Source organism: Mycobacterium paraseoulense, assembly GCF_010731655.1.
Classification (GTDB): domain Bacteria; phylum Actinomycetota; class Actinomycetes; order Mycobacteriales; family Mycobacteriaceae; genus Mycobacterium; species Mycobacterium paraseoulense.
Genome location: NZ_AP022619.1, coordinates 3735983 through 3749219 on the forward strand (window position 1 = coordinate 3735983; position 13237 = coordinate 3749219).

The 13237-nt window shown below is 66.5% G+C and carries 1 protein-coding gene (only partly in view); it reads left to right on the top strand.

The window, feature by feature from the left end:
- Nucleotides 1-13237: the 5' portion of a non-ribosomal peptide synthetase gene (locus G6N51_RS17440; protein WP_142275223.1), read on the top strand. The gene runs 3317 nt beyond the window's last position; only the first 13237 of its 16554 coding nucleotides appear in the window; it begins with the start codon at nt 1-3; its stop codon lies beyond the right edge, outside the window.

Sequence of the window (13237 nt, forward strand, 5' to 3'; positions counted from 1 at the left end):
ATGGAACGTGATGGCCTGGCGCTTCCCCTGACGCCCGGGCAGTTGGACATATGGCTCGCGCAGGAGACAGGTCGCTTCACTACGGAGTGGCAGCTTGGCCTCTTCGCGAAAATCGAGGGCCGGCTGCAGCGAGAGCCATTCGAGTGGGCGATCCGCCGAGCGCTGCGGGAGGCTGAGCCGGTCAGGGCCACGTTCTTTGAAGAGCACGGCCAGGTTCTCCAGAGGACTATTGACGATCCGGAAATTGAACTCGTTGTCCACGATCTGAGCGGCTCACATGATCCCCTGCACGAGGCCTACGAGATAGCGTCGTCGATTCAGCGCACGCCGATGCCGCTCACGGGACCACTGTTCAGGTTCGCGCTATTTCAGCTGCGGCCCGACGAATTCTATTGGTTCACATGCTGCCACCACATCGTCGTGGACGCCTCGGGTATTGCGCTGGTCGGCCACCGGATCGCCACGATTTACTCCGCGGTTGTCTCAGGCGCACCCTTGCCGCCCCCGTTGTTCGGCTCCCTCGAGGACTTGGTCAGGTGCGAGGCAGAGTACGAAGCGTCGGCCGATTACCTAGAGGATCAGGCGTATTGGACGCAAAACCTGCCATCGGAAAGCGGACTGGATCACTGGTTCCCTCAGGACGCGAGCGAACGTGGTGCCTCTGCGCCGGTTCGCCTGGACCCGGTGGTCCTCCGCCGGGTACAAGAGTTATCCCAAGCGCGCGACATGCCTCGTTCATCGGTCGTCACCGCGGCGTGCGCACTACTGGTACACGGCTGGTGCGCCCAAGGCTCAGAGGTCGTGCTCGACTTCCCGGTGAGTAGGCGAGTGGATCCGGAGGCGAAGACACTCCCCGGGGTGTTTTCGGGGGTCGTGCCGCTGCTCCTGACGATCTCGCCGGACGCAACGGTCGCCGAGTTCTGTCACCATGTTGACATCCGAATTCGGGAAGCCCTGCAACACCAGCGCTTTCCGGTGCAAGCCCTGGAACGCAAAGCTCGCTTGTCCGGCTGGAGCCAGCCGGGCCGGAGAGTGAGCGTCAACTTTCTTCCGTCCGCGTTCACCTTGGACTTCGGTGGCCTCGCGGCGTCGGCGTCATTCACCAACTCTGGGCTTACCGACGGCTTCGGCTTGTTCTTCTCTGCCGTCGGTGACGAGCTCTTGTTCGGCACGGAGGGCGCCGGCCAACCATTTTCACACCTCGATCTCGCAGACCTAGCGGAACGGCTGCAAGACGTCTTGGTGGCGATGACGGTCGACCCGGGGCGGAAGCTGTCGTCGGTCGATCCGTTCAGCGCCGATGAGTACGGCCGGCCTGATGAGTGGGGCAATCGCGCGGTGCTCGCCCAGCCACCCCGCCAACCGGTTTCGATTCCGGAGTCATTCGCCGCGCAGGTGAAGCGCGCTCCCGAGGCCGTGGCGGTGAGGTTCGCGGGCCGATCGATGACCTATGGCGAGCTCGATGAGGCCGCTAACCGGTTGGCGCATCTGCTGACTGAACATCGTGCGGGTCCGGGCGGGTGTGTCGCATTGCTGCTCCCTCGGTCGCCTGAGGCCGTCATCGCGATGCTCGCGGTGCTCAAGACCGGCGCGGCCTATCTGCCGATCGATCCGATGCATCCCCGTTCCCGCATCGAGTTCATGTTGGGTGACGCCACCCCGATTGCCGTGGTGACCACCGCGGGGCTGCGGTCGCGGCTGGACGGGTACGACCACGTGGTCATCGACATCAACGACCCCGCTGTCGACGCCCGACCCAGCACCGCGTTGCCGTTACCCTCACCCGATGACATCGCGTACATCATCTACACTTCGGGCACCACTGGCGTGCCCAAAGGCGTTGCGGTCACGCACCACAACGTAACTCAGCTGCTGGCTTCGCTGAATTCGCACCTGCCGGGACAAGTGTGGGCGCAATGGCACTCGTTGGCCTTCGACGCGTCGGTTGAAGAGATCTGGAGTGCGCTGTTGTTCGGCGGGCGGTTGGTGGTGGCGCCCGAGTCGCTCGCGCACTCACCGGAAGACTTCCAAGCCCTGCTGGTCACCGAACAGGTCAGCGTCGTGAGCCAAACCCCCTCGGCGGTGGCCGAGTTGCTTCCCGAGGGTTTGGGATGTGCGGCGCTATTGGTGGCCGGTGAGCCCTGCCCCGCCGAGATCGTCGATCGTTGGGCGCCTGGACGGGTGATGGTCAACGGCTACGGCCCCACCGAGACCACAGTGTGTGCGTCGAGGAGCGCGCCGCTGACCGCCGGGACGGGTGCACCGCCGATCGGCGCGCCCGTCCCCGGAGCGGCGTTATTCGTCCTCGACCGGTGGCTGCGTCCGGTGCCCGTTGATGTGATCGGTGAGTTATATATCGCCGGCCGTGGTGTGGGCGTGGGATATTGGCGCCGGGCCGGATTGACCGCGTCGCGGTTTGTGGCCTGCCCCTTCGGTCCGCCGGGAACGCGGATGTATCGCAGCGGGGATCTGGTGCGCTGGCGCCGCGACGGGCAACTGGATTACCTTGGCCGCGCCGACCAGCAAGTCAAAGTCCGCGGGTATCGGATCGAACTCGGCGAGATCCAGGCCGCCCTGGCCGAACTGGACGGCATCGAACGGGCCGCGGTGATCGTGCGCGAGGACCGCCCGGGCGACAAGCGTCTGATCGGTTATGTCACCGAAACCGTTGCCGGGGCTGTTGATCCCGCTGATCTGCGGAAGATGTTGGGCGAGCACCTACCCGGCTATATGGTGCCCGCCGCTCTGGTGGTGCTGCAGGCGATGCCGATGACGGTCAACGGCAAACTCGACACCCGCGCTCTACCGGCACCTGAATACGGCGATGCCGATCGTTACCGCGCCCCCACCAACCCCACCGAGGAGATCCTGACCGTCATCTACGCCCAAGTGCTCGGCGCCGAACGGGTCGGGATCGACGAGTCATTTTTTGAACTGGGCGGGGATTCGCTGTCGGCGATGCGCCTGGTCGCGGCGATCAACAAGTCTATGGACGCCAGCCTCTCGTTGCGCACCTTGTTCGACGCGCCCACGGTGGCGCTGCTCGCGCCCCGGCTCATTGAAGGTGGACCCGGACGCGAGCCACTGGTGGCCGTCGAGCGTCCCGCGACGGTTCCGTTGTCGTTCGCCCAGAGCAGACTGTGGTTCCTCGAGCAATTACACGACGGCGCAACACCTTACAACATGCCGACCGCGTTCCGGATTAGCGGGCCCCTCAATGTCGAGGCTCTTTGCGCCGCCCTCGACGACGTCGTTGCCCGTCACGAGTCCTTACGCACCGTTTTCCCCGACCTAGACGGCGTTTCGTTCCAACGGGTGCTGGCGCCCCGAAGCGGGATGTGGCAACGCGGGGATGCCGCGGTAGTGCCATTGGCCGAACAGGATGTGGCCGGCGAGTTGAGGTCGCTGGCCAGGCATCAGTTCGATCTGTCGAGCGACATCCCGATCCGTGTGCAGATCTATTCGGTCGGCCCGGAGCACTACGTGGTGGGAATTGTGGTGCACCATATCGCCTTTGACGGGCTGTCACTGGCACCGATGGTGCGGGATATCAGCGCTGCGTATCGGGCGCGGCAGCAGGGCCTTGCCCCGGATTGGGTCGGGTTGCCGGTGCAGTATGTGGATTACACGCTGTGGCAGCGGGCCCAGTTCGGTGATCTTGATGACGGCGATAGTCCGATCGCCGCGCAGCTGGCGTATTGGGAGGATGCGCTGGCCGGGATGCCTGAGCGCGTGGAGTTGCCAACGGATCGGCCATACCCGCCGCTGGCCGACCAGCGCGGTGCCACCGTGGCGGTGGAGTGGCCCGCGGAGTTGCAGCAGCGGGTGCGCGCTGTGGCCCGCGAGTGCGACGCGACCAGTTTCATGGTGATCCAGGCCGGATTGGCCGTGTTGCTGTCCCGCCTTGGCTCGAGTTCGGATGTGGTTCTGGGTTTTCCGACCGCCGGACGTGATGACCCGGCGCTCGACGATTTGGTCGGGTTCTTCGTCAACACCCTGCCGCTGCGAGTGGACCTGTCCGGCGATCCCACGGTGGCGGAGCTGCTGACACAGGTCCGCCTGAAAGCACTTGCCGCTCTTGAGCATCGAGATGTGCCGTTTGAGGTGCTCGTTGAGCGGCTTAATCCGGCGCGGTCGCTGACCCATCATCCGTTGGTGCAGGTGATGTTGGCCTGGCAGAACCTGCACGGAAGCACGGCAGACCCGGGTGCCGGGTTGGCGTTGGGTGATCTGCAGGTCGCGCAGATGCCGATCGCCACCCACACCGCCCGCATGGATTTGACGTTCAATCTGGGCGAACGCTTCACCGGTTCCTCTGAACCGGATGGGATTTCGGGGACGGTGGAGTTCCGCGCCGACGTCTTCGAGCTGCGCACCGTCGCCTCGCTGATCGGGCGGTTGCAGCGGGTGTTGGTGGCGATGACCGCCGATCCGCAGGCGGCACTGTCGTCGATCGACGTGCTCGACTCCGATGAGCGTGTGCGGCTTGATGTGCTGGGCCACCGCGCGGCACTGACCCAGCCGACTAGGGCGGTCTCGATCCCGGCGTTGTTCGCCGAGCAGGTGGCGCGCACCCCGGAAGCGGTGGCGCTGCGCTGCGGGCAGCGCTCCTGGACCTACCGCGAACTCGACGAGGCGTCAAACCGGTTAGCCCACCTGCTGATCGACTACGGTGCTGGTCCGGGCGCGTGCGTGGCGCTGCTGTTCGCCCGTTCGGCCGAGGCCATCGTTGCGATCGTGGCGGTGCTCAAGACGGGGGCGGCCTACCTGCCGATCGACCCCATGGTTCCCGATGAGCGGATTGCCTTCCTGGTCACCGACGCCGTACCGATCGCCGTGCTGACCACCACCGCGCTACGCCCCCGGTTGAGCGAGCGCGACTTGGCGGTCCTCGAGATCGACGACTCCCGCATCGATGCCCGACCCAACACGGGCTTGCCGGCCCCCGCGCCCGGGGATATCGCCCACATTATTTACACCTCGGGCACGACCGGGGTGCCCAAAGGTGTCGCGGTCACCCACCACAACATCACCCGACTGTTCGACGGCCTGCAGGTGGGGATCAGGTTGGGGCCGGAGCAGGTGTGGACCCAATGCCACTCCTACGCGTTCGACTTCTCAGTGTGGGAGATCTGGGGCGCGCTGCTGTCTGGCGGGCGGCTGGTGGTGGTGCCCGACCAGGTGACCCGCTCCCCCGAGGACCTGCACGCGCTGCTGATCGCCGAACAGGTCACCGTGTTCAGCCAGACCCCCTCCGCGCTCGCGGCGCTGTCACCGCACGGGCTGGAGGCGGTGGCGCTGATGGCCGCCGGGGAGGCCTGCCCACCCGAGGTGGTGGACCGGTGGGCGCCCGGACGGGTGATGGTCAACGGCTACGGCCCCACCGAAACCACGATCTATGCCGCCATCAGCGCCCAGCTGACCTCGCACGGTGCGGTGGTTCCCATCGGTGTGCCGGTGCCCGGGACGGCGTTGTTCGTTCTCGATCCGTGGCTGCACCGGGTACCGCCCGGAGTCGTCGGCGAACTGTATGTGGCCGGCCGCGGCGTCGGCGTCGGCTATATCGACCGGGCAGGGTTGACCGCGTCACGGTTCGTGGCCTGCCCCTTCGGTCCGCCGGGCATGCGAATGTATCGCAGCGGGGATCTGGTGCGCTGGCGACCCGACGGACAACTGGACTACCTTGGCCGCGCCGACCAGCAAGTCAAAATCCGCGGCTACCGCATCGAACTCGGTGAGATCCAGACCGCACTGGCCGCCGTCGAGGGCGTTGAGCACGCCGCGGTCATCACCCGCGAAGACCGCCCAGGTGACAAACGGCTGGTCGGCTATATCACCGAAACAATCACCGGCGCGGTCGATCCCGCTGAAGCACGCGCTGCACTGGCGGACCGGCTCCCCGGGTTCTTGGTGCCCGCCGCGATCGTCGCGGTGGACGCGCTGCCTATGACGGTAAACGGCAAACTGGACAGCCGCGCCCTGCCCGCACCCGACTACACCACCGAGCACTACCGCGCCCCCGCTACACCGGTCGAAGAAATCCTGGCGGGCATCTACGCCCAGGTGCTCGGTTTGGAGCGGGTCGGCATCGACGACTCATTCTTCGACCTCGGTGGCGACAGCATCTTGTCGATGCAGGTGGTGGCCCACGCCCGCGATGCCGGGCTCAGCTGTCGCCCCCGCGACATCTTCGTCGAACAAACCGTGGCCCGGCTGGCCCGCATCGCCGGTATCACTGACGGTCACGACGCGGTCATCGACGAGGGCATCGGGCCGATCACGCCCACCCCGATCATGCGCTGGTTGTTCGACATCGACGGCCCCGTCGACCAGTTCAACCAAACCATCTCGCTCCAAGCACCGTCCGGGGTCACCCCCACCGACGTGCTCGCCGTCCTGCAAGCTTTGATCGACCACCACCCGATGCTGCGACTACGAGTCGACGACGACGGCACCGAAGGGCGCGCGCTCACGGTGCCCGACATCGGGGTGGTCCAGGCCGGTGAGTGCCTGCACAGCGTCGACGTGTTGACCGATGAGGCACTTGCTCAGGCCCGGTCGAGGCTGAGCCCCGCCGCCGCACGCATGCTCAGCGCGGTATGGGTGTCCACCACCGGTCGGTTGGTGCTGATCGTCCACCACCTGGCCGTCGATGCGGTGTCGTGGCGGATTCTGTTGGACGACCTCAGCATTGCCTGGGCTCAACACCACCGTGGCCAACCGATCACGCTGCTCACCGGCGGAACCTCATATCAACGCTGGGCTGCAATCCTCGAACAACTGGCCCACACCCGTGCGGTCATTGACCAGGCCGATACCTGGAAACACATCACCAGCGTCGGCGCCGCCCTGCCCGGACCCCGACCGGAGGACACCTACACCAGCGCGGGGCACCTGACGGTGGCGCTGGACACCGAGACCACCCGCCGACTGCTCACCGAGGTTCCCGCCGCCTTCCACACGGGCATCCACGAGATCTTGCTGATCGCCTACGCACTGGCCTGGATTGAATTTCTCGGCGCCGACGACACGCCCCTCGGCATCGACGTCGAAGGCCACGGCCGCCACGAGGAGCTGGGCCACGACGTCGACCTGTCGCGCACGGTGGGGTGGTTCACCGCCAAATATCCCGTGGCACTGACCGTCGGCGGCCTGCGCTGGGAACAGGTGGTGACCGGCGACCCAGTGCTGGGTCCAATTGTCAAGCGCCTCAAGGAACAATTGCGTGCCTTGCCCCATCCCCTGACCTACGGGATGCTGCGCTACCTCAACACCGACTCCGACCTGACCGGGCCCGACCCCACCATCGGATTCAACTACCTCGGACGCCTCGGCGGCCCAGCCGCCGACATGTCCGGCGACCGGTGGGGGGCCAGCCAGGACAGCCTGGGGGTCACCGGCGCTGCCGCCGCGGTTCCCGTGCCGCTCTCCCACACCGCCGAACTCAACGCCGGCACCATCGACACCGACACCGGGCCGCGCCTCAACGCCGCCTGGACCTGGGCACCCTCGGCACTGGATCACACCCAGATCGCTCGGGTCAGCCAACTCTGGTTCGACGCCCTGACCGGCATCTGCGCCCATGTCCAGCACGGCGGCGGCGGGCTGACTCCCTCCGACATCACCCCGGCCCGGCTCACCCAATACCAAATCGACGAATTGCAAGCACAATACGATGTCGCCGACGTCTTGCCGCTCACCCCCCTCCAGGAGGGACTGCTGTTCCACGCCGGCACCGCGGCGGGTCTCGGTGACCTGTATGCGATGCAGATCGACATCACCGTCACCGGCCCACTGGACCCCCGCCGGCTGCACGGCGCGGTGCAAAACGTCATCAAGCGCCACCCCAACCTGGCCGCCCGATTCTGCCCGCAATTCGATCAACCGGTGCAGATCATTCCTGCCGATCCTGAAATACTCTGGCAGTACCTCCAATTCGACTCCGACGTCAACGACCACCTCGGGCGAGTCTGCGCCGCTGAGCGAGCCGCGGTCTGCGACCTCACCGACGCCCCCGCCTTCCGGGTGGCGTTGATCCGCACCGCCGACGACCAGCACCGTATCGCGTTGACTTTTCACCACATCGTGCTCGACGGCTGGTCGCTACCAATCCTGCTGCAAGAGATCTTCGCCAGCTACCAGGGGCAGCAGCTGCCGCCCGCCACCCCGTACCGGCGGTTCGTCACCTGGCTGGCCGAGCGAGACCTCGAGGCCGCCCGGGCAGCCTGGCGCGAGGCGCTCGCCGGCTTCGACACCCCCACCCTGGTCGGCCCGCCGGCCCGACTCAAGCCCGGCCCCAAGGGCACTCGTACGTTCGGGATGTCCGAGCAGACCACGTTGGCGCTGAACGAGCTGGCACGTTCCAAGCACACGACCCTCAACACCGTGCTGCAGGCAGCGTGGGCGCAACTGCTGATGGGCATGACCGGCCAGCGCGACATCGTCTTCGGCACCGCCGTCTCGGGGCGGCCCGTCGAGCTGGCCGGCGCTGAAACCATGGTCGGACTGCTAATCAACACCGTGCCGGTGCGGGCCACTATCACGCCGGCCACCAGCACCGCTGACCTGCTCGACCAACTCCACAACGCCAATAACCGCACCCTCGACCACCAACACCTGGCGCTCAACGAGATTCACCGCGCGACAGGCTACGACCAACTGTTCGACACCCTGTTCGTCTACGAGAACTACCCGATCGACGCCACCACGTTCGCAGGCGCCGGCGGGCTGATCATTACCGAGTTCACCGGCCGCGAGGCCAACCATTACCCCCTGACCATGCAGGCCGCACCCGGCCCCGAACTCGGCTTCCGCATCGAGTACGACACCCACGTGTTCGACGCCGAAAACGTTGACACGCTGATCAATCGGCTGCGGCGGATCATCCTGACGATGATTGCCGATCCACAGCTCCAATTGTCGGCGATCGACGTGCTCGAGCCCGATGAGCGCAGCCGCCTCGACGACATGGGCAATCGGGCGGCGCTGACCGGGCCACCATCGGGGCCGGTGTCGATCCCGGAACTGTTCGCCGGCCGGCTGGCCCGTTCCCAGCAGGCGGTGGCAATCAGTTGCGCGGGCCGGTCGTTCACCTATCAGGATCTCGACGAAGCCTCGAATGACCTGGCGCATAATATATCTGGCTGCGGCGCCGGCCGGGGCTCGTGTGTGGCGCTGCTGTTGGAACGCTCCGCCGAAGCTGTCATCGCCATGCTCGCGGTGCTCAAGGCCGGCGCGGCGTACCTGGCGATCGACCCGGCACTGCCCGACGAGCGGATCGGATTCATGTTGAGCGACGCCGCGCCGATCGTCGCGGTTACCACCACCGCGCTGCGCCCACGGCTGGCCGGATGTGCCCTGGCCGTCATCGATATCACCGACGACCGCACGGCCGCTCCACCCCGCTGCGAGCTACCCACGTCCGTAGCGGAGGATATCGCCTACCTCATCTACACTTCGGGCACCACGGGCGTACCCAAAGGGGTTGCGATCACGCATCACAACCTGGCCCATCTGGTCGATTCAGCGTCGGCGCACCTACCCGCAGACCAGGTGTGGACGCAGTGCCACTCCTACGCGTTCGACTTCTCCGTCTGGGAGATCTGGGCCGCGCTGCTCGGCGGAGGGCGCCTGGTCGTGGTGCCCGAGCAGGTGGTGAGCTCACCGAGAGACTTCCACGCCCTGCTCGTCGCCGAACACGTCACCGTGCTCACCCAGACTCCGTCGGCCGCCGCGACGCTCTCCCCGCAAGGCCTGGAGTCCGTTGCGCTGCTGCTCGGAGGCGAGGCCTGCCCGGCCGAGCTGGTGGACCGGTGGGCCCCCGAGCGGGTGGTGATCAACGCCTACGGCCCCACCGAAACCACCGTCTACGCAACGCTCACCGCCCCGCTGGCGGCGGGTTCGGGGACGGTCCCGATCGGTGCACCGGTGTCGACAACGGCATTGTTCGTTCTCGACGAATGGCTCCACCCGGTGCCGCCGGGAGTGGTCGGCGAACTCTATGTGGCCGGACGCGGCGTCGGCGTCGGCTATGTCGGCCGGCCCGGGCTGACCGCCGCTCAGTTCGTGCCCTGCCCCTTCGGTGCGCCAGGCGCGCGGATGTATCGCACCGGGGACCTGGTGCGCTGGGGTCCCGACGCGCAACTGCATTACCTGGGCCGCGCCGACGACCAGGTCAAAATCCGCGGCTACCGAGTCGAACTCGGCGAAGTCCAGACCGCGCTCGCCGAACTCGACGGCGTCGAACAGGCCGCGGTCATCACCCGCGAAGACCGCCCGGGCGACAAGCGCCTCGTCGGATACATCGTCGAAACGACCACAGGGACAGTCGATCCCGCTGCGGCACGGGCCACACTGGCCGAGCGACTGCCCGGTCATATGGTCCCCTTGGCGATCGTGGTGTTGCAGGCGCTGCCGCTGACGGTCAACGGCAAACTCGACGCCCGGGCCCTTCCCCCACCCGACTACACCACCGAGCACTACCGTGCCCCCGCCACCGCCGTTGAGGAGATCCTGGCCGGCATCTACGCCCAGGTGCTGGGTGTCGAGCGGGTCGGTGTCGATGACTCGTTTTTCAACCTGGGCGGGGACTCACTGTCGGCGATGCGTTTGATTGCCGCCATCAACACCGGGCTGGACGCGGACCTCGCCGTGCGCGCGTTGTTCGACGCGCCCACGGTTGCGCAGTTGGCACCCTGTCTCGACGGCGAGGCTTCCCGTCGTGAGCCGTTGGTGGTGTGCCGGCGCCCCGCGGTGATTCCACTCTCGTTCACCCAAAACCGGCTGTGGGTTCTCGACCAGTTGCAGGGGCCCTCAGCGGTCTACAACATTCCAGTGGCACTCAGGCTGGCCGGCACGCTTGATGCAGAAGCGCTCGACGCATCGCTGGCCGACGTGGTGACCCGGCACGAAAGCCTGCGCACGATATTTCCCGCACCCGACGGGATACCGCAGCAACTCGTCGTTTCTGCTGATCGGGCGGATTTTGGTTGGGCTGTCATCGACGCCACCGCATGGCCGCCGGCCCGACTCGATGAGGCAATCGATGAAGCGGCACGCCATCCCTTTGCTTTGGAATCCGAAATCCCGTTGCGGGCCAAACTCTTCCGTGTCGCCGATGAGGAGCATGTGCTGGTGTGCGTGGTCCACCACATCGCTTTTGACGGGTGGTCACTGGCGCCGATGATCCGCGATATCGGCGAGGCGTACGCGAGCCGCTGCGCGGGGCAGGCCCCTGGCTGGCCCGAATTGCCGCTGCAATACGTGGACTACACGCTGTGGCAGCGGGCGCAGTTCGGTGCTCTCGACGACACCGACAGCCGAATCGCCGCGCAGCTGAAGTATTGGGAAGACGCCCTCGTCGACCTGCCCGAGCGCTTGGAGTTGCCGACGGATCGGCCTTATCCCTCGGTGGCTGATCAGCGTGGCGCCCAGGTGGCCGTGGACTGGCCGCCCGAGTTGCAGCGACGCATACGCGAGGTTGCTCGCGACTTCAACGCGACGAGCTTCATGGTGGTTCAGACCGCCTTGGCGGTGCTGCTGTCGCGGCTCGGCTCGAGTTCCGACGTGGCGGTGGGTTTCCCGATCGCCGGACGTCGTGATCCCGCGCTCGACGACCTGGTGGGTTTCTTCGTCAACACCTTGGTGCTGCGGGTCGACGTGGCCGGAGATCCAACCGCTGCCGAGTTGTTGGCTCAAGTGCGTCGGCGTAGCCTGCTTGCCTTCGAGCATCAAGACGTGCCGTTTGAGGTGCTCGTCGACCGGCTCAACCCCACCCGGTCGTTGAGCCATCATCCGCTGGTTCAGGTGGCATTGGCGTGGCAGAACCTGCCGGGGGACGCCAGCGAGGCTGCCGCCGGGTCGGCGTTGGGTGATCTGCAGGTGACCGAGGTGCCGATAGGCACCCACACCGCCCGCATGGACCTGACCTTCTCGCTGTCCGAACACTGGACCGATGCCAATGCGCCCGACGGCATTCGGGGCGCGGTTGAATTCCGCACCGACGTGTTCGACCCCGATACCGTCAGCACGCTCGTCGAGCGGTTCCAGCGGGTCCTGGTGGCGATGACCGCCGATCCGCGGGCCCGGTTGTCGTCGATCGACGTGTTGGACGCTGCAGAGCACGCCCGTCTGGACACTACGTCTAACCGGGCGATCCTGACCCGGCCCGAGCCCGAGCCGGTCTCGATACCAGCGCTGTTTGCCGGACGCGTGACGCGCAACCCCGACGCGGTCGCGATCAGCGACGGGGCGCACTCCTGGACCTACCGCGAACTGGAGGTGGCGTCGAACCGGTTGGCGCACTTCCTGACTGGATATGGGGCAGGTCCTGGTGAGAGCGTGGCGCTGCTGTTCTCTCGCTCGGCCGAGGCCATCATCGCGATCTTATCGGTGCTCAAGACCGGGGCGGCTTATCTACCGATCGACCCGGCGCTACCGCAGGCGCGGGTCGAATTCATGCTCGCCGATGCCGCGCCGATCGCCGCGATCACCACCACAGACCTGCGGCCGCGGCTGGACGGGCACGAGTTGACGGTCCTCGACGTGAGCGACGTCGCCATGGACGCCCAACCCCGCACACCACTGCCTGCGCCGGCCCCCGACGACATCGCGTACCTCATCTACACCTCCGGCACCACCGGTGTGCCCAAAGGTGTTGCCATCAGTCATCACAACGTCACGCAACTACTCGAGTCACTGGACGCCGGCCTACCCCCAACAGGCGTTTGGCCGCAGTGCCATTCCTTGGCCTTCGACGTCTCGGTGTGGGAGATCTTCGGCGCCCTCCTGCGTGGTGGGCGGGTGGTGGTGGTGAGCGAAGACGTGACAACGTCACCGACCGACTTCCACGACGCACTGGTCACCGGGCAAATCGATGTGCTCACGCAGACCCCTTCTGCGGCAGGTGTGTTGTCGCCCGAAGGTTTGGAGGCGGCGGCGCTGGTGGTGGTCGGTGAGGCTTGCGCCCCCGAAGTGGTTGATCGATGGGCGCCCGGGCGAGTGATGATCAATGCCTACGGCCCGAGCGAGACGACGATGTGCGTCGCGATCAGTGCGCCGTTGACCGCCGGGTCGGGGACCGTGCCCATCGGTGCGCCGGTGCCGGGGGCGGCGTTGTTCGTCCTGGACGAGTCGTTGCTTCAGGTACCGCCGGGGGTAGTCGGCGAGCTGTACGTCGCCGGTCGCGGCGTAGGCGTCGGCTATCTGCGCCGGGCGGGGCTGACCGCGGCTCGATTTG